The 19,868-nt window shown below is 68.8% G+C and carries 17 protein-coding genes; 13 read left to right on the top strand and 4 right to left on the bottom strand.

The window, feature by feature from the left end; all coding sequences use genetic code 11:
- The first annotated feature begins 1 nt into the window (after window position 1).
- Window positions 2-1,276: an acyl-CoA dehydrogenase family protein gene (locus AC0KS4_RS16650; protein WP_238956429.1), complete on the top strand. Its 1,275-nt coding sequence runs from the start codon at window positions 2-4 to the stop codon at window positions 1,274-1,276.
- Window positions 1,277-1,352: 76 nt separating this feature from the next.
- Here the strand turns inward: AC0KS4_RS16650 and mntR are convergent, their stop codons facing one another.
- On the bottom strand, window positions 1,353-2,045 hold the full coding sequence (gene mntR / locus AC0KS4_RS16645) for a manganese-binding transcriptional regulator MntR (RefSeq protein ID WP_238956428.1): 693 nt from the start codon (window positions 2,043-2,045) through the stop codon (window positions 1,353-1,355).
- 113 nt (window positions 2,046-2,158) lie between these two features.
- On the opposite strand from mntR, the gene AC0KS4_RS16640 reads away from it, so the two are divergent.
- The 5 genes from AC0KS4_RS16640 to AC0KS4_RS16620 all read left to right on the top strand — a co-directional run bounded on the left by AC0KS4_RS16640 (window position 2,159) and on the right by AC0KS4_RS16620 (window position 8,617).
- Complete coding sequence (locus tag AC0KS4_RS16640; RefSeq protein WP_225327619.1) at window positions 2,159-3,142, top strand: bifunctional riboflavin kinase/FAD synthetase; 984 nt, start codon at window positions 2,159-2,161, stop codon at window positions 3,140-3,142.
- 130 nt (window positions 3,143-3,272) lie between these two features.
- The gene (gene rpsO / locus AC0KS4_RS16635) at window positions 3,273-3,542 is read left to right on the top strand and encodes a 30S ribosomal protein S15 (RefSeq protein ID WP_066950523.1); all 270 of its coding nucleotides are present in this window, start codon (window positions 3,273-3,275) and stop codon (window positions 3,540-3,542) included.
- A 388-nt stretch (window positions 3,543-3,930) separates the two neighbouring features.
- Window positions 3,931-6,177: a polyribonucleotide nucleotidyltransferase gene (locus tag AC0KS4_RS16630; RefSeq protein WP_238956427.1), complete on the top strand. Its 2,247-nt coding sequence runs from the start codon at window positions 3,931-3,933 to the stop codon at window positions 6,175-6,177.
- Window positions 6,164-7,531 (top strand): M16 family metallopeptidase, encoded by a 1,368-nt coding sequence (locus tag AC0KS4_RS16625; RefSeq protein ID WP_238956426.1) that lies wholly within the window; start codon window positions 6,164-6,166, stop codon window positions 7,529-7,531. The genes AC0KS4_RS16630 and AC0KS4_RS16625 overlap by 14 nt, the downstream gene beginning before the upstream one ends.
- Before the next feature lie 60 nt (window positions 7,532-7,591).
- Window positions 7,592-8,617: a nitronate monooxygenase gene (locus AC0KS4_RS16620; protein ID WP_225327622.1), complete on the top strand. Its 1,026-nt coding sequence runs from the start codon at window positions 7,592-7,594 to the stop codon at window positions 8,615-8,617.
- Here AC0KS4_RS16620 and ald read toward each other — a convergent pair.
- Window positions 8,614-9,729, bottom strand: coding sequence for an alanine dehydrogenase (gene ald, locus AC0KS4_RS16615; protein ID WP_238956425.1), 1,116 nt, complete (start codon window positions 9,727-9,729; stop codon window positions 8,614-8,616). The two genes, AC0KS4_RS16620 and ald, sit on opposite strands and share 4 nt — an antisense overlap.
- A gap of 98 nt (window positions 9,730-9,827) precedes the next feature.
- Between ald and AC0KS4_RS16610 the strand changes: the two genes are divergently transcribed.
- From AC0KS4_RS16610 to AC0KS4_RS16590, 5 genes are all read left to right on the top strand, one after another.
- Window positions 9,828-10,289, top strand: coding sequence for an SRPBCC family protein (locus AC0KS4_RS16610; RefSeq protein ID WP_238956424.1), 462 nt, complete (start codon window positions 9,828-9,830; stop codon window positions 10,287-10,289).
- 24 nt (window positions 10,290-10,313) lie between these two features.
- Window positions 10,314-11,771 carry a flavin-containing monooxygenase gene (locus tag AC0KS4_RS16605; protein ID WP_238956423.1) on the top strand — a complete coding sequence of 486 codons (1,458 nt, stop codon included), beginning with the start codon at window positions 10,314-10,316 and terminating at the stop codon, window positions 11,769-11,771.
- Window positions 11,772-11,883: 112 nt separating this feature from the next.
- Window positions 11,884-12,792, top strand: coding sequence for a metal-dependent hydrolase (locus AC0KS4_RS16600; RefSeq protein WP_225327626.1), 909 nt, complete (start codon window positions 11,884-11,886; stop codon window positions 12,790-12,792).
- Between the two features lie 3 nt (window positions 12,793-12,795).
- Complete coding sequence (locus AC0KS4_RS16595; RefSeq protein WP_238956422.1) at window positions 12,796-14,547, top strand: SDR family oxidoreductase; 1,752 nt, start codon at window positions 12,796-12,798, stop codon at window positions 14,545-14,547.
- 8 nt (window positions 14,548-14,555) lie between these two features.
- Entirely contained in the window at window positions 14,556-15,632 is a 1,077-nt protein-coding gene (locus tag AC0KS4_RS16590) for a PDR/VanB family oxidoreductase (protein ID WP_238956421.1), read from the top strand.
- A 5-nt stretch (window positions 15,633-15,637) separates the two neighbouring features.
- On the opposite strand, the gene AC0KS4_RS16585 is transcribed toward AC0KS4_RS16590, so the two are convergent.
- Window positions 15,638-16,213, bottom strand: coding sequence for a TetR/AcrR family transcriptional regulator (locus tag AC0KS4_RS16585; protein WP_425326357.1), 576 nt, complete (start codon window positions 16,211-16,213; stop codon window positions 15,638-15,640).
- A 195-nt stretch (window positions 16,214-16,408) separates the two neighbouring features.
- Here AC0KS4_RS16585 and AC0KS4_RS16580 point away from each other — a divergent pair, with 195 nt between their 5' ends.
- Window positions 16,409-17,416 (top strand): Rieske 2Fe-2S domain-containing protein, encoded by a 1,008-nt coding sequence (locus tag AC0KS4_RS16580; RefSeq protein WP_238956419.1) that lies wholly within the window; start codon window positions 16,409-16,411, stop codon window positions 17,414-17,416.
- Entirely contained in the window at window positions 17,413-18,495 is a 1,083-nt protein-coding gene (locus AC0KS4_RS16575) for an NAD(P)H-dependent amine dehydrogenase family protein (RefSeq protein ID WP_238956418.1), read from the top strand. Before AC0KS4_RS16580 ends, AC0KS4_RS16575 begins: the two co-directional genes overlap by 4 nt.
- A 6-nt stretch (window positions 18,496-18,501) precedes the next feature.
- Here AC0KS4_RS16575 and AC0KS4_RS16570 read toward each other — a convergent pair whose 3' ends face one another.
- The gene (locus AC0KS4_RS16570) at window positions 18,502-19,860 is read right to left on the bottom strand and encodes an HNH endonuclease signature motif containing protein (RefSeq protein WP_238956417.1); all 1,359 of its coding nucleotides are present in this window, start codon (window positions 19,858-19,860) and stop codon (window positions 18,502-18,504) included.
- Window positions 19,861-19,868: the final 8 nt, after the last annotated feature.

Raw genomic sequence — 19,868 nt, 5'->3', positions numbered from 1 at the left:
CATGATCGAGTGGTCCGACACCGACCTGATGGTCCGGGATGCCGTTCGGCAGTTCGTCGACAAGGAGATCCGGCCGCACCTCGACGAATTGGAAAGCGGCGCAATGTCGCCCTATCCGATCGCGCGCAAGCTGTTCAGCCAGTTCGGCCTCGACGCGATGGCCGCCGAGTCGGTCAAGAAGATGCTGGACTCCGAACGTTCCAAGCTCGACGGCAGGCCCGCGGCTGAGGAGCCCGACGAAAAGCCGGACGACGCAGGCGGTTTCGGCGGTGGCGCCCAGGGATCGATGATCGCGGTGCTGGTCTCCGAGATCGCCCGGGTCAGCATCGGGTTGCTGAGCACCGCCTCGGTGAGCCTCGGTCTGGGTGCGGCGACCATCATGAGCCGCGGCACGCTGGCCCAGAAGGAGCGCTGGCTGCCCGAGCTGATGACGCTGGAAAAGATTGCGGCGTGGGCGATCACCGAGCCGGACTCGGGCTCGGACGCGTTCGGCGGCATGAAGACCTACGTCAAACGCGACGGCGCGGACTACATCCTCAACGGGCAGAAGACGTTCATCACCAACGGGCCCTACGCCGATGTCCTGGTCGTGTACGCGAAGCTCGACGAGGGCGATGGCTCCCCGGACAAGAAGGTCGACAAGCGCAACCGGTCGGTGCTGGTTTTCGTGCTCGATGCGGGCATGCCGGGCCTGACGCAGGGCAAGCCGTTCAAGAAGATGGGCATGATGTCCTCGCCGACCGGCGAGCTGTTCTTCGACAACGTGCGGCTGAGCCCGGACCGGCTGCTCGGCGAGAGCGAACAGCACACCGACGGCGACGGCCGCGACAGCGCCCGCGCCAACTTCGCCGCCGAGCGGATCGGGATCGCGATGATGGCCTTGGGCATCATCGACGAATGCCACCGGCTGTGCATCGATTACGCCAAGAGTCGCACGCTGTGGGGCAAGAACATCGGGCAGTTCCAGCTGATCCAACTCAAGCTGGCCAAGATGGAAATCGCGCGAATGAACGTGCAGAACATGGTCTTTCACACCATCGAGCGCCAACAGGCCGGTAAACCGCTGACGCTGGCCGAGGCGTCGGCGATCAAGCTGTACTCGTCGGAGGCGGCGACCGAGGTGGCGATGGAGGCCGTGCAACTGTTCGGCGGCAACGGCTACATGGCCGAGTACCGGGTGGAGCAGCTGGCCCGCGACGCCAAGTCGCTGATGATCTACGCCGGGAGCAACGAGGTGCAGGTCACCCACATCGCCAAGGGATTACTGGCCGACTGAGCTTCGCGAGCGTAACCGCACTGCGAAGATCGTCGCCGATCATCGCAGCCACGTTACGTTCGCGAACCCGAAACCCTCAGGCCGTCACCCAGATCGCCCGCGCCGCCGGGCTGCCCAGGTCGACGGTCGTCTCGGCGCCGTCGCCGGATTCGATCGCCACCGAGATCATGCCGGCGAATTCGCGGCGGGTCAGGACCCGCAGCCGGGAGTCGAGGTTGATGCCGACGTCGGTGAAGTAGCGCAGCATCTCGGGGTCGGCGTCGGAGATCCGGGCCACCGTCCCGGCGTCCCCGTCGCCGCACGCCCACAGCTGGCGCGCCGGCGGGGTGGGCACCTGCCCGTCGGAGGCCGGGATGGGGTCGCCGTGCGGGTCGCGCTGCGGGAATCCCAGCTTGGCGTCGATGCGGGCCACGAGGCGATCCGACACCGCGTGCTCGAGCACCTCGGCCTCGTCGTGCACCTCGTCCCAGGCGTAGCCGAGCTCGTTGACCAGGAAGGTCTCCAGCAGCCGGTGCCGGCGCACCATCTCGAGCGCCGCCCGCCGCCCGGCCGCGGTCAAGGTCACCGCGCCGTACTTCTCGTGGTCGACGAGGCCCTGCTCGGCGAGTTTGCGGATCGACTCCGAGGCCGTGCTGGCCGACACCCCGATCTTCTCGGCCAGCATCTTGGTGCTGACCTTGTCGGGGGACCACTCCTGGGCATTCCAGATCGCCTTGAGGTAGTCCTGGCCGACCGCGGTGAGACCGCCACGCTCTTCGTCAGCCCTCACAACGACAAAGTTTAGGCAACCCCGTCCGGATCCGGCGTGTTCCCCGCCACCCCGGCGGGTGTTGCGCCCTCCGGATCTCCCGGCCGGGCACTCGGCGCCGTAGGCTTGCGGTCGTGCAGCGGTGGCGCGGCCAAGACGAGATTCCCACGGACTGGGGCAGGTGTGTGCTCACCATCGGTGTGTTCGATGGCGTGCATCGCGGCCACGCGGAGCTGATCGCGCACGCGGTGAAGGCGGGGCGGGCGCGCAGCGTGCCGACGGTGTTGATGACGTTCGACCCGCACCCGATGGAAGTGGTCTATCCCGGCAGCCATCCGGCGCAGTTGACGACGCTGACGCGGCGCGCCGAGCTGGTCGAGGAGCTGGGCATCGACGTCTTCCTGGTGATGCCGTTCACCACCGATTTCATGAAGCTCACGCCGGACCGCTACGTGCACGAGCTGCTGGTGGAGAACCTGCACGTGGTCGAGGTCGTCGTGGGGGAGAACTTCACCTTCGGCAAGAAGGCGACCGGCAACGTCGAGACCCTGCGGCGCGCCGGCGATCGCTTCGGGTTCGCCGTGGAGTCGATGTCGCTGCTGTCCGAACACCACAGCAACGAGACCGTCACGTTCTCGTCCACCTACATCCGGTCCTGCGTGGACGCCGGCGACGTGGTCGCGGCCACCGAAGCGTTGGGCCGCCCGCACCGGGTCGAGGGCGTGGTGGTGCGGGGTCACGGCCGCGGCGCCGAACTGGGCTTCCCGACCGCGAACGTGGCGCCGCCGATGTATTCGGCCATCCCGGCCGACGGCGTGTACGCGGCGTGGTTCACCCTGCTCGGCCACGGTCGCGGGGCGGGGGCCCCCGGGGAGATCGTCCCCGGCGAGCGCTATCAGGCGGCGGTGTCCGTCGGCACCAACCCCACCTTCTCCGGACGCACCCGCACCGTCGAGGCGTTCGTCCTGGACACCGACGCCGACCTGTACGGACAGTACGTCGCCCTCGATTTCGTCGCCCGCATCCGCGGACAGCACAAGTTCGACTCCATCGACGAACTCGTCGTCGCGATGGGCAAGGACACCGACCGGGCGCGGGCGCTGCTGTCCTCGGGTTGATGAGCCGCCGCGTTTGTGCCCGGCGGTCCCAGCGCTGCTAAACTGCCGGACGACATCGGCGCGTGCTGCGGTTCGCGGTGGCCGCGCCTGCACCATTTACCTTTCGCGGACCGATTGATGGAGATAGTTCGTGGCGCTGACTGCCGAGCAGAAAAAAGAAATCCTGGGCACCTACGGCCTGCATGACACCGACACCGGGTCCCCGGAGGCCCAGGTCGCGCTGCTGACCAAGCGGATCGCCGACCTGACCGAGCACCTGAAGGTGCACAAGCACGACCACCACTCGCGGCGCGGGCTGCTGCTGCTGGTCGGGCGCCGGCGCCGGCTGCTCAAGTACGTCGCCCAGATCGACGTGGCGCGGTACCGCTCGCTGGTCGAGCGCCTCGGCCTGCGTCGCTGACGCCCTCAACGACGGGCCGATGACGCCCGCCTGATCCCGCGCGATGCTGGCGGGGCGGGGTCGCCCGTGTAGAGTAAGGACGTTCTGGGCCGGTTCGGCCCGAGCAACGGTGCGGTCACGCAGATCCGCGTGCGCCGTTCCAGCGTGTCACTACGCACCTTCGAGGGAGCAGCCCAGTCTGCATCGGGCGGTCTTCGGTAGTGGCTGCCGGGCTCTCCGGATCTGGGGCTTCTCGGCCGCTTCGATCGATGGCCGTAGCCGCATTCAGACTGGCTCTTCGGGATTAGCTCCCAGGGTGACTCGCAGGCCCGCACGGGTCCTGCGGACCCTCTCCAGGTTGCGCGTGACTACGCGAAACAGCCGAATAAGAGAGGCCGTACGGACGTCCATGTCTGTCGCTGAAATTGAAGAGGGCGTGTTCGAGGCGACCGCCACCATCGACAACGGGAGCTTCGGCACCCGCACCATCCGTTTCGAGACCGGCCGGCTGGCCCAGCAGGCCGCCGGGTCCGTGGTCGCGTACCTGGATGACGAAAACATGCTGTTGTCGGCGACCACCGCCAGCAAGAGCCCCAAGGAGCACTTCGACTTCTTCCCGCTGACCGTCGACGTCGAGGAGCGGATGTATGCCGCCGGTCGCATCCCCGGTTCGTTCTTCCGTCGCGAGGGCCGTCCCTCCACGGACGCGATCCTGACCTGCCGGCTCATCGACCGGCCGCTGCGCCCGTCGTTCGTCTCCGGGTTGCGCAACGAGATCCAGGTCGTGGTCACGGTCATGAGCCTGGACCCCAACGACCTGTACGACGTGCTGGCGATCAACGCCGCGTCGGCCTCCACCCAGCTGAGCGGGCTGCCGTTCTCGGGTCCGATCGGGGGCGTGCGGGTCGCGCTGATCGACGGCCAGTGGGTGGCGTTCCCGACCGTCGAGCAACTCGAGCGGGCCGTGTTCGACATGGTGGTGGCGGGCCGCAAGGTGGATGGTGACGTCGCGATCATGATGGTCGAGGCCGAGGCCACCGAGAACGTCATCGAGCTCGTCGAGGGCGGCGCCCAGGCGCCGACGGAAACCGTTGTGGCCGAAGGACTCGAGGCCGCCAAGCCGTTCATCGCCGCCCTGTGCACCGCGCAGGAGGAGCTGGCCGGGTCGGCCGCCAAGCCGGTCGGCGAGTTCCCGACGTTCCCGGACTACCAGGAAGACGTCTACTACTCGGTCGCCTCGGTGGCCACCGACGAGCTGGCCAAGGCGCTGACCATCGGCGGTAAGGCCGAGCGCGACGCGCGCACCGACGAGCTCAAGGCCGAGGTGCTCGCGCGCCTAGCCGAGACGTACGAGGGCCGCGAGAAAGAGGTCAGCGCCGCGTTCCGCTCGCTGACCAAGAAACTGGTGCGCCAGCGCATCCTCACCGACCACTTCCGCATCGACGGCCGCGGCATCACCGACATCCGCGCCCTGTCTGCCGAGGTCGCCGTGGTGCCCCGCGCGCACGGCAGCGCGCTGTTCCAGCGCGGTGAGACCCAGATCCTGGGGGTCACCACGCTCGACATGGTCAAGATGGCCCAGCAGATCGACTCGTTGGGGCCGGAAACCTCGAAACGCTACATGCACCACTACAACTTCCCGCCGTTCTCCACCGGCGAGACCGGCCGCGTGGGTTCGCCCAAGCGGCGTGAGATCGGGCATGGCGCGCTCGCCGAGCGGGCCCTGATCCCGGTGCTGCCGGGCGTCGAGGAGTTCCCGTACGCCATCCGCCAGGTCTCCGAGGCGCTGGGTTCCAACGGCTCCACCTCGATGGGCTCGGTCTGTGCGTCCACCCTGTCGCTGCTGAACGCCGGTGTGCCGCTGAAGGCGCCGGTGGCCGGCATCGCGATGGGCCTGGTTTCCGACGACGTCGAGATCGACGGGCGCACCGAGCGCCGGTTCGTCACGCTGACCGACATCCTCGGCGCCGAGGACGCGTTCGGCGACATGGACTTCAAGTGCGCCGGCACCAAGGACTTCGTCACCGCGCTGCAGCTGGACACCAAGCTCGACGGCATCCCGTCGCAGGTCCTGGCGGGCGCGCTGGGCCAGGCCAAGGATGCGCGCGTGACGATCCTCGAGGTCATGGCCGAGGCCATCGACGCGCCCGACGAGATGAGCCCGTACGCCCCGCGGGTCACCACCATCAAGGTTCCGGTGGACAAGATCGGTGAGGTCATCGGCCCCAAGGGCAAGGTCATCAACGGCATCACCGAGGAGACCGGCGCGCAGATCTCCATCGAGGACGACGGCACCGTGTTCGTCGGCGCCACCGACGGGCCCTCGGCGCAGGCCGCGATCGACCGGATCAACGCCATCGCGAACCCGCAGCTGCCGACGGTCGGCGAACGTTTCCTCGGAACCGTGGTCAAGACAACGGATTTCGGTGCGTTCGTGTCGCTGCTGCCCGGTCGCGACGGCCTGGTGCACATCTCCAAGCTCGGCAAGGGCAAGCGCATCGCGAAGGTCGAGGACGTGGTGAACGTCGGCGACAAGCTGCGCGTCGAAATCGCCGACATCGACAAGCGCGGCAAGATTTCGCTGGTGCTGGTGGAGGACGACGCCTCGGCCCCCGCCGAAGCCCCGGCGGCCGCCCCTGCCGATGCCACGAGCTGATTCGGCAAAGCGAGCAGCTGACCCCGCGCTGCGGCGGGGCAACCACACGGCCGCGGCGGACACCGAACCGCAAGCCGCACTGCGCCGCACCACGCTGCCCGGCGGCTTGCGGGTGGTCACCGAGTACCTGCCCGCGGTGCGGTCCGCCTCGGTCGGGGTCTGGGTCGGCGTCGGCTCGCGCGACGAGGGTGCCACCGTCGCCGGCGCGGCCCACTTCCTCGAGCACCTGCTGTTCAAGTCGACCCCCAGCCGTACCGCGGTGGACATCGCCCAGGCGATGGACGCCGTCGGGGGGGAGCTGAACGCGTTCACCGCCAAGGAGCACACCTGCTACTACGCGCATGTGCTCGACAGCGACCTGGCGCTGGCCGTCGACCTGGTCGCCGACGTGGTGCTCAACGGCCGCTGCGCCGCCGAGGATGTCGAACTGGAACGCGACGTGGTCCTCGAGGAGATCGCGATGCGCGACGACGACCCCGAGGACGCGCTCGGGGACATGTTCCTGGGCGCGCTGTTCGGCGACCACCCGGTGGGCCGGCCCGTCATCGGCACCGCGCAGTCGGTGACGTCGATGACGCGCAGCCAGCTGCACTCGTTTCACGTCCGGCGCTACACGCCCGAACGCATGGTGGTGGCGGTGGCCGGCAACGTCGACCACGGCGAGGTGGTCGCGCTGGTGCGCAAGCACTTCGGCGCGCGCCTGGTCCGCGGCCGCGGACCCATCGCGCCGCGCAAGGGCGCGGGGCGGGTCACCGGCCGCCCCGGGCTGACGCTGGGCAATCGGGACGCCGAGCAGACGCACGTGTCGCTGGGTGTGCGCACGCCCGGCCGCGGCTGGCAGCACCGCTGGGCGCTGTCGGTGCTCAACACCGCGCTGGGCGGCGGCCTGAGCTCTCGGCTGTTCCAAGAGGTCCGGGAGCTGCGCGGGCTGGCCTACTCGGTGTACTCGACGGTGGACATCTTCGCCGACAGCGGCGCGCTGTCCGTGTACGCGGCCTGCCAGCCCGAACGCTTCGCCGAGGTCATGGCCGTCACGAGCACGGTCCTCGACTCCGTGGCCCGCGACGGCATCACCGAGTCGGAATGCCGGATCGCCAAGGGCTCGCTGCGCGGCGGCCTGGTCCTCGGCCTGGAAGACTCCGGCTCGCGGATGAGCCGCCTGGGCCGCAGCGAGCTCAACTACGGCAAACACCGCAGCATCGAGCACACCCTGCGCCAAATCGACCAGGTGACCGTCGAGGAGGTCAACGCCGTCGCCCGCAAGCTGCTCGGGCAGCGCTACGGCGCCGCGGTTCTCGGCCCCTATGCGGCCAAACGGTCACTGCCCCAACAACTTCGGGCGATGGTAGGCTAGCTCGAATGTCCGCCTCCTCACTCGCGCCCCCTCGGCGCTCGCCGTCGGCGGACTAGCCGAATGGTACTGGGCTTCTGGGACATCGTGGTGCCCATCGTGGGTGCCCCGATGGCCGGCGGGCCCGGAACTCCCGCGTTGGCCGCGGCGGTGTCCAACGCCGGCGGGCTCGGCTTCGTCGCCGGCGGGTACCTCAGCGCCGAGCAGTTCGCCGACGACATCGCCGCCGCGCGCAAGGCCACCACCGGCCCGCTGGGGGTGAATCTGTTTGTGCCCCAGCCCAGTGTGGCCGACTGGGTGGCCCTGGACTACTACGCGGCGGAACTCGAAGAGATCGCCGACCACTACCAAGTGGAGGTCGGTCACCCGCATTACGGCGACGACGACGGCTGGGAGCAGAAGCTCGAGGTGGTGGCCGACGTCCGTCCCGAGCTGGTGTCGTTCACGTTCGGTGTCCCGCCGCCCGACGTGATCCGGCGCCTCGGCGCGCTGGGCCTGCTGGTGATGGTCACGGTGACCTCGGCCTACGAGGCCGGGGTGGCCGTCGCGGCCGGCGCGGACAGCCTGGTGGCCCAGGGCCCCGCCGCGGGCGGGCATCGCGGCACGTTCGCGCCCGACATGGAACCCGCCAACGAGTCGCTGCACCAGCTCATCGATCGCATCCGCCACGCCCACGACGTCCCGATCATCGCCGCGGGCGGGCTGGGCACCGCCGACGAGGTCGGGGCCGCCCTGCGCAGGGGGGCGGTGGCCGCGCAGGTCGGCACCGCGCTGCTGCTCGCCGACGAGGCCGGCACCAACCCCGCGCATCGCACCGCCCTGAAAAACCCGCTGTTCGCGACAACCGTTGTGACGCGGGCATTCTCGGGCCGGTATGCGCGCGGCCTGGAAAACGACTTCACCCGCATGCTCGACCACGTGGCGCCGCTGGGCTACCCCGAGGTCAACCAGATGACATCGCCCATCCGGGAAGCCGCCGCCGCCATCGAGGACCCGAACGGGATACCGCTGTGGGCCGGGGCGGCATTCAAGCACGCCACCGCCGGCCCCGCGGCCGACATCATCGCCGGCCTCGCGGCCACGGGCTAACCCAGCACCTCGGCGGGGTCGGTGAACGGCAGGCCGAGATCGGTGGCCACCTGTTCGGACAGCAACGCGCCGTCGTGCGTCGAAAGACCTTTGCCCAGAGCGTGATCCGAGCGGCACGCCGCCCGCCAGCCGCGGTCGGCGAGCGCGAGCACATAGGGCATCGTCGCGTTCGTCAGCGCCACCGTCGACGTCTTGGGCACCGCGCTGGGCATGTTGGCCACGCAGTAGAACACCGTGTCGTGCACGACGAAGGTCGGGTCGTCGTGCGTGGTCGGCCGCGAGTCCTCGAAGCAGCCGCCCTGGTCGATGGAGATGTCCACCAGCACCGCGCCCGGTTTCATCTGCGCGACAAGGGAATTCGATACCAGGCTGGGGGCCTTGGCGCCGGGCCGCAGCACGGCGCCGATCACCAGGTCGGCGCGTTTGACGGTGCCCTCCAGGTCGTAGGCCGACGAGTAGCGGGTGCGGACCTGTCCGCCGAACTCGGCGTCGAGCAACCGAAGCTTGTTGATGTTGACGTCGAGCACCGAGACCATCGCCCCCATGCCGCCGGCGACGCGGGCCGCGTTGTAACCGGCCGTGCCCGCCCCGATCACCACGACGTCGGCCGGCTTGACGCCCGGCACGCCGCCCATCAGCACGCCGCGCCCGCCGTGGGTGCGCATCAGGTGATACGCCCCCACCTGAGCGGACAGCCGGCCGGCCACCTCGCTCATCGGCGCCAGCAACGGCAGTGTGCCGTCGCCGGTTTGGACGGTCTCGTAGGCGATCGACGTCGTTCCGGACGCCAACAACGCGTCGGTGCACGCACGCGACGCGGCCAGATGCAGATAGGTGAACAGAATCTGGTTGCGCCGCAACAGCTCATACTCGCCCGGCACGGGTTCTTTCACCTTGAGCAGCAGGTCGGCGTCGCCCCAAACCTGTTCGGCGGTATCGGCGAGTTGGGCGCCCGCCGCCTTGAACTCGGAGTCGGTGATCGAGGATCCCTCGCCTGCCCCGGACTGGACGAGCACGTCATGGCCGCGGCGGATCAACTCGGCGACACCGGCGGGGGTGATGGCCACGCGAAACTCGTTCGTCTTGGTCTCGGTCGGTACGCCGACTCGCATGATCGCCCCTCGTTCGCGCATTCCCTCTCAAGTGTGAAGAAAGTTCACAGGGGCCGCAATCGATGTGCATCGCATCGCGTGCTGGCTATGATCGGCGGATGACCGACCCGTGCGTTTCGGCCACCGTGCAGATCGATGCCCGCCCCGACGCGGTGTACCGGCTCATCACCGATCTGCCCACCCTGGCTTCGCTGGCCGAGGAGGCGGTGGCGATGGAATGGCGCAAGGGTGACGCCGTGCGGCCCGGCGCGGTCTTCACCGGCCACAACGAGAACGGCGGCCGGCGCTGGAGCACCAAATGCACCGTCACCGACGCGGAACCGGGCCGCCGCTTCGCCTTCGACGTGACCCACACCATCCTTCCGATCGCGCGCTGGCAGTACGACATCGTCGCGGCCGACGGGGGATGCGAGGTCACCGAAAGCACCTGGGACCGCAGGCCCGGGTGGTTCCGCAAGGTCGCCGGCAAGGCCACCGGCGTGAGCGATCGGACGGCCGCCAACACCGAGCACATCCGGCTCACCCTGCAGCGCCTCAAACAGCGCGCCGAAACCGAGTAGCCCAAGAGCCGCGGGAGTTCTGCCATGACGCGACGCGATCCCGCCGTAGCCGTCGTCGGGGCCGGCATGTCCGGGTTGTGCGTCGCAATTGCGTTGCTGCGCAGCGGTATTACCGATGTGACCATCTTCGAGAAGGCCGACGAGGTGGGCGGCACCTGGCGGGACAACACCTATCCGGGCCTGACCTGCGACATACCGTCACGGGTCTATCAGTACACGTTCGCCACCAACCCGCACTGGACGCACCTGTTCTCGCCCGGCGGCGAAATCCAGGACTACTTCCGGAATATCGCGGACCGGTTCGGCCTGCGGGACCGCATCCGGTTCGGCACCGAAATCACCGATGCCCGTTTCGAGAACGGCCGCTGGTCATTGCGCACCGCCGCCGGCGAACAGTGCGCGGCGGACTTCCTGATCACGGCCACCGGCGTGTTGCATCATCCCCGGATGCCGTCGATCGCCGGCCTGGACGACTTCGGCGGCCACGTCTTTCACTCGGCGCGCTGGGACCATTCCGTCGAGCTGGCCGGGCTCCGGATCGCGATCGTCGGCAACGGGTCGACGGGCGTGCAACTCGTCTGCGGCCTGGCCGGCGTGGCGGGCAGGGTCATGCTGTTTCAGCGCACGGCCCAGTGGGTGCTCAAGCTGCCCAACCCCCGCTACACCAGGTTCACCGGCCTCACCCGCAACAGGTTTCCGTGGCTGGACCGGATGGCGTACCGCGGCTACAGCGTGGTGTTCGACCTCTTCGCGGTGGGGCTGACCAAGCCCGGCGTGCGCCGAAAGATCATGGGGGCGCTGTGCCGCGCCAGCCTCCGCGAGGTCCGCGACCCCGAGCTGCGCCGGGCGCTGACCCCCGATTACACGCCGATGTGCAAACGGCTGGTGATGTCGGGCGGCTTCTACCGCGCGATGCAGCGCGACGACGTCGACCTGGTCACCGCCGGCATCGACCACGTGGAGCGGGGCGGCATCGTGACCGACGACGGCGTCCTGCACGACGTGGACATCATCGTGCTCGCCACCGGATTCGACACCCACGCCTTCTTCCGGCCGATGCGGCTGACCGGCCGCGACGGGATCGCCGCCGACGACGTCTGGCGCGACGGGCCGCGGGCGTACCAGACCGTCGCGATGCCGGGCTTTCCCAACTTCTTCATGATGCTGGGGCCGCACAGCCCGGTGGGCAACCTGGCGCTGACGACCGTCGCCGAATCGCAGGCCGAGCACGTCCTGGGGTGGATCCAGCGTTGGCGCCGAGGGGAATTCGACACCGTCGAGCCGACGCCCTCGGCGACCGAGCGCTACAACGCGGGGCTGCGCGCCGCGATGCCGAACACCGTGTGGACCACCGGCTGTGACAGCTGGTACCTCAACAAGGACGGCGTGCCCGAGGTGTGGCCTTTCACGCCGGCCGAACATCGCGCGATGCTGGTCAACACCGATCCGGGATCCTACGACCTGCGCCCGGTCGCGCCCTGAGGACGCCACAGACACCGGCCGGACAAAACCCGGTACCGGTGGTTCCGCATACTTGGTCGCGCAACTATAATGGCAGCTCGCGGCGTCGGAAACGCCGAGGTAGGGGGCAATAATGCTGACCATCGACGACCAGGCGGCGGGTCCGCACGACGCGTCGCTCGACCACGAACGGCTGGTCCTCGAGGCGCGCGACGTGCACTTCGATTGGGCGACGTTGCCGTTCCACTACGTGCCCGGTGAGCCGTTCTCCACCCACGTTCTCAACGTGCTGCATTTGCTGCTGCCCGCCGGCGAGGAGTTCTTCGTCGACGTGTTCAAGAAGGCCCTGCCGCTGATCAAAGACGATCAGCTGCGGCTGGACGTCCAGGGGTTCATCGGGCAGGAGGCGGTGCATTCCCAGGCGCACGCCGACGTGCTCGCCCACTTCGCCGCGCGGGGCATCGACCTGACCCCCTACACCGGCCAGATCAAGTGGCTGTTCGACACGCTGCTGGGGCCGCGGCCCCACTGGAGCGAGCGCCGCCGGCAGAGCTGGCTGCTCGAGCAGGTGTCTGTGGTCTCCGCCATCGAGCACTACACCGCCATCCTCGGCGAGTGGATCCTGAACTCGCCGGCCCACGACGCGATCGGCACCGATCCGGTGATGCTGGACATGCTGCGCTGGCACGGCGCCGAGGAGGTCGAGCACAAGGCGGTCGCCTTCGACACCATGAAGCATCTGCGGGCCGGCTACTGGCGGCAGGTCCGCGCCCAGCTGGTCGTGTCGCCCGCCATGCTGCTGTTGTGGATCCGCGGGGTGCGGTTCCTGTACTCGCTGGATCCCTATCTGCCGCCGCGCACCAAGCCCCGCTGGCGCGACTACTTCGCCGCGGCCCGCCGCGGATTGGTGCCCGGGCCGCTGCGATTCGTGCGAGCGATCGGGAACTACTACCGGCCGGGCTTTCACCCCTCGCAGCTCGGCGGGCTGGGGCAGGCCGTCGACTACCTAGCCGTCTCACCCGCCGCGCGGGCGTCGCACTGACCGATGGGCACCACGTCGAGCCTCACCGCCAGCGACGGCGTCACACTGGCCGTGCACCGCTACACCGACATCGACCCGGCGCGCCCAACCATCCTGGCGATTCACGGTTTTCCGGACAACCACCACGTCTGGGACGGCGTGGCCCGGGAGTTGGCCGGTAAGCCCTACAACTTCGTCGCCTACGACGTGCGCGGCGCCGGTGAATCCTCTTCTCCCACACAATGTTCCGGCTACGACTTCGCACAACTCGTCTCCGACATCGACGCGGTGATCGACAGCCTGGGCGTCGGGCGGGTGCACCTGCTGGGCCATGACTGGGGTTCGATCCAGGCGTGGGCGGCGGTCACCGACGACTCGGTGATGGGCAAGGTGGCGTCGTTCACGTCGATCTCGGGCCCGCACCTGCAGTACGCCGGGGCGTTTCTGCGGTCCGCGCGCACGCCCCGGGCCGTGGCCCAAGTCGCCAGGCAGCTGATCTCGTCGGGCTACATCGGTTTCTTCTTGTGCCCGGGAGTGCCCGAACTGTCGTTTCGCTCGAGGATCGGCGTGAAAGTCATTGAGGCCCTTGAACGCATCGGCCGCTCGAGCACCCGCAGCCAGCGCCACGAGACCATGCGGTCGGTCACCGACTATGTCCACGGGCTCAACCTGTACCGGCAGAACATGCCCGCGCCCATGCTGGCGCCGGGTCCGCAACTCCCGACGACGACGGTCGCCGTGCAGACCCTGGTTCCGCGGCGGGACGTCTTCGTCACACCCGCGCTGCAGCGCTTCACCGGAGCAATTCCCCACGGCGCCAGGGTGATCGCGATCGAGGGCGGGCACTGGGTCGTGACGTCGCGCCCCGACGTCGTCGCCCGGCTGACCGCCGAATGGGTCGACCGGGCCGTCGCCGGTGGGCCCGTCGTGGCCGAGGCGCGCGGCGAACGACGCGACGTGCGCGGCAAACTCGCCCTGGTCACCGGCGCCGGCGCCGGAATCGGCAGGGCCACCGCGCTGGAACTGGCCCGGCACGGCGCCCGCAAGATCATCCTCGCCGACCGTGATCGGGCCGCCGCCAAGGAAACCGCCGACGCCGTGCGCGCCGCGTGCGCCGAAGCCGCGGTCTACCAGGTCGACGTCAGCGACGAGGACGCGATGAACGAGCTTGCGGCACAAGTGCGCAACGAGCACGGGGTGGTCGACATCCTGGTGAACAACGCCGGCATCGGAATGGCGGGCCGGTTCCTGGAGACCAGCTCCGCGAATTGGGAAGACATCATGGGCGTCAACGTGCACGGCGTCATCTCCGGCAGCCGGGCGTTCGGTGCGCAGATGGTCGAGCGCGGCGAGGGCGGCACGATCATCAACGTGGCCTCGGCGGCGGCCTACCTGCCGTCGAAATCGATGGTCGCCTACAGCACCACCAAGGCGGCCGTGCTGGCGCTCAGCGAATCACTGCGCGCCGACTTCGCCGACGAGGGCATCACGGTCACCGCCGTGTGCCCGGGCTTCGTCAACACCAACATCGCCAAGAGCACGACCTACGCCGGGATGAGCGCCGAGCAGCAGGAGCGGGCGCGGGGCAAGGCCGACGCCGCCTACCGGCGCCGCAACTTCACCCCCGAGGCGACCGCCAAGGCGATCGTGAAGGCCATCAAGACCGGTCCGGCCGTGCTGCCGATCGCCGCCGAATCCAGGATCGGCTACGCGATGCGGCGGATCAGCCCGGGGGCGGTGCGGCTGTTCGCGCGCTTGGACATTCGGCAGACGTAGGGGGACCGGTGCCGGAAAGCATCTGGGCCAGCCGGCCCGCCGACCTGTACGGCCGGCGCGACCACGACCGCTTCGGGTCGCTGCTGTGGGGCATCCGTGCGGTGTTCGAGGGATTCGCCTCGGTGTCGCGGTGGCAGCCGTCGCGGGTGAAGCCGGTGCAGCGCACGCTGACCGCGGTCGTGACCAAACGCGAGCTCGTCGCGCCCGACGTCGTCGCGCTGACGTTGGCCGACCGCGACGGCGGCCTGCTTCCCTCCTGGACGCCCGGCGGGCACATCGACGTCCTGTTGCCCTCGGGCCGGCGCCGGCAGTACTCGCTGTGCGGTCCTCCCGGGCGGCGCACCGACTACCGCATCGCGGTGCGCCGGATCGCCGACGGCGGCGGCGGATCCATCGAGATGCACGAGGCCTTCGGCGTGGGCGACACGTGTGAGTTCGAAGGCCCGCGCAATGCGTTCTATCTCGGCACGGCCGAGCGCGACGTGTTGTTCGTCATCGGCGGCATCGGGGTGACGCCCATCCTGCCGATGATCCGCGCCGCCGCACAGCGCGGGATCGATTGGCGCGCAATCTATACCGGGCGCAGCCGCGAATACATGCCGTTGCTCGACGAGGTGGTGTCGGTGGCCCCGGAACGGGTCACGGTGTGGGCCGACGACGAGCACGGCCGCTTCCCGGCCGTGGCGGAGCTGCTGGCCGGCGCCGGCCCGGCCACCGCCGTCTACGTGTGCGGGCCGAGCGCCATGCTCGAAGCCGTGCGGGTCGCCCGCGACCAACATGCCGGCGCGCCATTGCATTACGAGCGGTTCAGCCCGGCGCCGATCGTCGACGGAGCTCCGTTCGAACTCGAGCTCGCGCGATCACGCCAGGTGCTCGCGGTGCCGGCCAATCGCACGGCGCTGGACGTCATGCTCGACCGCGACCCGACGACCCCCTATTCGTGCCGGCAGGGATTCTGCGGCACGTGCCGGGTCAAAGTGCTTGCCGGACAGGTGGATCACCGCGGGCGTGCCGCGCCCGGCGACGACGGCATGCTGGTGTGCGTCTCGCGGGCCGACGGCGGGCGCGTCGTCATCGACGCCTGAGGCCGCTACGGCCGGGACGGCTCCAGGTAGGCGGCCAACGCGTTGGTCAGGCCCCGGCGCGCCATGTCGAGGTCGGCGTAGGAGCCCAGCTGGCGTTCCGACACCAGGCCGCGCATCGCGCCGGGAATCAGGGCGGCCACCTCGCGGACCCGGTCCGGGTCGACGGCCAGACCGGCGAACGCCTGCTGGCAGGTCTCGAGCCAGCTCTTGCCCCAGGAAAACAGCTCGGCGGCGGTACGTGGGTAGAGGCGTTCGAGCTCGCCGGGATCGCGCGGCAGCGCGGCGCGCAGGTTCTCGATCGCGCGCGAATCCGCCGACGCCAGGCCGGTGTAGAGGGTGTCGATGATGGCGCCGACGCGTTCCCGCAGCGGCGCCTCCGTCGAGATCGGGGCCGACAGCGTCGAGAACGTCACGGCGCGCCGCTCGGCGGTGCGGTGCAGCACCGCGGCCCAGAACCCGTCGGTGTCGCCGAACTGGTACTGCACCGCGCCCCAGGTGGCGCCGATGTCCTTGGCGATGCGGTTGGCCGACACCGAGCCCGGCTCGCCGGAGGCCAGGGAGCGCAGCGCGGCCTCGAGCATGCTTTCGCGAGTCGCATGTCCGCGCCGGTTCGGGCGGCGGCCCGCGATCCCGGCTCCGCTGCGTGCGCGTGTCATTGGGCGATCTTATCCACCCCGGCCGGGCGGGATGAGTAGTTTCATAGAGGGTACTTTGATATTTTGGTGTTGCGGCCTATATTCGTAACCCGAGGGAGGGCAGTCATATGGCAGGACGCGATGGCTAAGCCGCCGTTGTCGATGAAGCCGACCGGTTGGTTCCAGGTCGCCTGGTCCGACGAGATCGGCGTCGGCGACGTGCACAAGATGAAGTACTTCGACCAGGAAATGGTCGCCTGGCGCGCGGAATCGGGCCAGCTCACGGTGATGAACGCCTACTGCGAGCACCTCGGCGCGCACCTGGGATACGGCGGCAAGGTCGTCGGCGAGGTGCTGCAGTGCCCGTTCCACGGCTGGCAGTGGAGCCAAGAGGGCCGCAACGTCTGCATCCCGTACCAGGACCGCCCCAACCGCGGCCGGCGCATGCGCACCTACCCGGTGGTGGAACGGAACGCGTCGGTCTACATCTGGCACGACCTCGAACGCCGCGAACCGTACTTCGACCCGCCGGATGTGTTCGCCGGCTTCGACGACGGCAGCAGCGCCGACGATTACTACCCGCAGCAGCGGCTCTACCGCGAGACGCTGGAGATGCACCCGCAGTACGTGCTGGAGAACGGGGTGGACTTCGCGCACTTCAAGTACGTGCACAACACCCCTATCGTGCCGGTGTTCACCCGCCACGACTTCGCCGAGCCGGTGTCGTATGTCGATTTCACCATCACCTTCGAGGGTGACGACGGGCAGAAGATCGAGGACGTCAATAGCGGCGTGCAGGCCATCAACGGCGGCTTGGGAATCGCGGTGACCAAGAGCTGGGGGATGATCGACAACCGCACCATCTCCGCGATCACCCCGGTGGACGAGCGCACCTCCGACGTCCGATTCATGGTCTACATCGGCCGCGCGCCGGGCAACGACTCGGACCGCGCCGAACGCAAGGCGGCCGAATTCGGCCGGGAAGTGATCCGCCAGTTCACCCAGGACATCGAAATCTGGCAGCACCAACGGTATTCGGATCCACCCGCACTGGCCACCGACGAGTACGAGGGATTCACGGCAATTCGCCAGTGGGCCAAGCAGTTCTATCCCGACGCGTTCGTATCGCAGGAAGGCTTAACCCGATGAGTGCAACACCGATCCGCGTCTTTCAGGTCGGAAGCGGAAACGTCGGCTCGGAGATGATCAAAAGGATCGCCGCCCAGCCCGATCTCGAACTCATTGGCGTGCATGCCTATTCGCCGGAGAAGGTGGGCAAGGACACCGGGGAGTTCGCCGGCGTGGGGGCCAATGGGGTGAAGTTCACCGGGACCGTCGAGGAGATCATCGCCGCCAAGCCGGACGTGCTGACCTTCCACGGAGTGTTCCCCGACGAGGACCTCTACTTACAGGTGCTCGAGGCGGGCATCGACATCGTCACCACCGCGGACTGGATCACCGGCTGGCATCGCGACACCAATCACCCGCACCCGTCGGGCAAACCGGTGAGCCGGCTGCTCGCCGAGGCGTGTGAGAAGGGCGGTGCGACGTTCTACGGCACCGGAATGAACCCCGGGCTCAATCAGATCCTGGGCGTCGTGTGCTCGGCCGACGTCGCCGACATCGAGAACATCACCACCATCGAGTCCGTCGACGTGTCGTGCCACCACTCGAAGGACACCTGGATCGAGGTGGGCTACGGCCAGCCGGTCGACGATCCGGAAATCCCCGCGAAGCTCGAGAAGTACACCCGCGTCTTCGCCGACAGCGTGTACATGATGGCCGACTGCTTCGACCTGCCGCTCGACGAGGTCAAGTTCAGCTACGAGCTGGGCGCCTGCACCAAGGACGTCGACCTGGGCTGGTACACCCTGCCGAAGGGTTCGCTGGGTGGCAACTACATCAAGTACCAGGGCATGGTCGACGGCGTCCCGCGGGTCGAGACGCATCTGGAATGGCAGATGACCCCACACACCGACCCCAGCTGGAACATCAAGGGCTGCTACATCACCCAGATCAAGGGCGACCCGTGCGTCTACAACAAGCACATGATCTTTCCCAAGCCCGGCGTGGACCTGTCCAACCCGGACAGCTTCGCCTCGATCGGCATGACCGTCACCGGCATGCCGGCCCTCGCCGCGATCAAGTCGGTGATCGCGGCGCCGCCGGGGCTGATCACCAGCGCCGACCTGCCGCTGCGCGGCTTCGCCGGGCGGTTCGTCACGTAGGTGAAGTCAGGGGCCGGCGCGGTCGCCGATGCCGCGCTCGGGGTGGTGATAGTCGTTCGTGCGGACCCCGCGGTCCAACCGCGGCGGCGGTATCCACTCGGTGTCCCCGCTGGCATTCTTCCTTGTCCGCCAGCCCTTTTCGACCAGCTTGTGGTGCGGCGCGCAGGCGAAGGTGAGGTTGTCGGCATCGGTCGTGCCGCCGGCCGCCCATTCGTTCAGGTGATGCACCTCGCACCAATAGCCGGGCGCGTCGCAGCCGGGATGCGTGCAGCCGCGGTCGTGAGCGTAGAGGACGAGGCGCTGATCCGGCGAGGCGATGCGCCGCGACCGGCCGAGATACAGTGGGCGGCTTGAATGCTCGTCGAACACGACGAGATAGTGGTATGGGTGGCTGCCCATCCGGATCACGTCGCGCATCGGCAGCAGCGTCCCGCCACCGGTTACCGCCCGTCCGTTGCCCGACGTCAGCTCCTGCAGCGTAGTCGCCACGATCACGGCCACCGGCAAGCCGTTGTGCTGGCCGAGTTTCGGATCGCCCAACTGGCCGCGCACCAGGGCGTTGAGCGCGTCGTGCTGGCGTTGGGCATGGCTGCGCGGATCTCGGCGCGCGCACTCGTCATCGGGTTCGCCTCCGACACAAGGCGTTTCATCGTCCGGGTTGCACATTCCGGGCGCCGCGAAGTGGGACATCCACGCATCGAGATTGGCACGCAGCTCCGGGGATGCGACCAGTTTTCCGACGCTCATCCCGTTGGGGCTCTGACCACACCAGGTGAAGCCGCGCTGACGCGCGCGGTCGGCGTCGGAGAACTTCCCGTCGGGATTGATCGACAGCGCGTACCGGTGTGCGAGCTTCTGCAGCTGATCGGGCCGTACTTTCGCGGCTTCATTCGCCAGGAATCGTTCGGCGGTTTCCACCTTGGCCACGGGCGTGGACGCCGGAAGGTCGCGGACAAACGCCTGAATCACCCGCAGGTGCTGGCCGTCGAGCAGGCCGTCGCTCCACGCCACGGCGGTGGCCGGCAACTCGGGCGGCAACTCCTGGCCGGTGAGGGTCAGCCGCGGCGACAGCTGGGTGGCGTCGTGAAGCCGACGGGACGCCTCGGCGCAGCTGATCCGCAACCAGTCCGCGATCACCTTGTGCACCGGGCCACCGAGGGCGGCGGGATCCTCCCTCACCAGGCCGGCGATCACGTCGTGGCTCACCGCGATCTGCCGCCGGCGCGAGGCCTCCATCCGCTCGAGCAAGCGCAGCCGCACGGCGGGGTCCAACCGGTCGAAGTTCAGCCCGCGGATCGCTGCGGCGGCGGCGTCGAGCGCGTCCAGGGCGGCGGACACCTCGGGCGACCCCTCGATCGAATACATGTTCGAAT

It is taken from the genome of Mycobacterium sp. NTMscope_MAC_12 (assembly GCF_976985675.1).
Note: the sequence above shows the minus strand (reverse complement) of the source record. Positions and strands in the feature narration are given on the sequence as shown.

Coding starts and splice junctions, on each gene's coding strand:
- AC0KS4_RS16650 (WP_238956429.1), top strand. CDS start 2: ATGATCGAGTGGTCCGACACCGACCTGATGGTCCGGGATGCCGTTCGG.
- AC0KS4_RS16630 (WP_238956427.1), top strand. CDS start 3,931: ATGTCTGTCGCTGAAATTGAAGAGGGCGTGTTCGAGGCGACCGCCACC.
- AC0KS4_RS16625 (WP_238956426.1), top strand. CDS start 6,164: ATGCCACGAGCTGATTCGGCAAAGCGAGCAGCTGACCCCGCGCTGCGG.
- AC0KS4_RS16620 (WP_225327622.1), top strand. CDS start 7,592: ATGGTACTGGGCTTCTGGGACATCGTGGTGCCCATCGTGGGTGCCCCG.
- ald (WP_238956425.1), bottom strand. CDS start 9,729: ATGCGAGTCGGCGTACCGACCGAGACCAAGACGAACGAGTTTCGCGTG.
- AC0KS4_RS16610 (WP_238956424.1), top strand. CDS start 9,828: ATGACCGACCCGTGCGTTTCGGCCACCGTGCAGATCGATGCCCGCCCC.
- AC0KS4_RS16605 (WP_238956423.1), top strand. CDS start 10,314: ATGACGCGACGCGATCCCGCCGTAGCCGTCGTCGGGGCCGGCATGTCC.
- AC0KS4_RS16600 (WP_225327626.1), top strand. CDS start 11,884: ATGCTGACCATCGACGACCAGGCGGCGGGTCCGCACGACGCGTCGCTC.
- AC0KS4_RS16595 (WP_238956422.1), top strand. CDS start 12,796: ATGGGCACCACGTCGAGCCTCACCGCCAGCGACGGCGTCACACTGGCC.
- AC0KS4_RS16585 (WP_425326357.1), bottom strand. CDS start 16,213: ATGCTCGAGGCCGCGCTGCGCTCCCTGGCCTCCGGCGAGCCGGGCTCG.
- AC0KS4_RS16580 (WP_238956419.1), top strand. CDS start 16,409: ATGGCTAAGCCGCCGTTGTCGATGAAGCCGACCGGTTGGTTCCAGGTC.
- AC0KS4_RS16575 (WP_238956418.1), top strand. CDS start 17,413: ATGAGTGCAACACCGATCCGCGTCTTTCAGGTCGGAAGCGGAAACGTC.
- AC0KS4_RS16570 (WP_238956417.1), bottom strand. CDS start 19,860: ATGTATTCGATCGAGGGGTCGCCCGAGGTGTCCGCCGCCCTGGACGCG.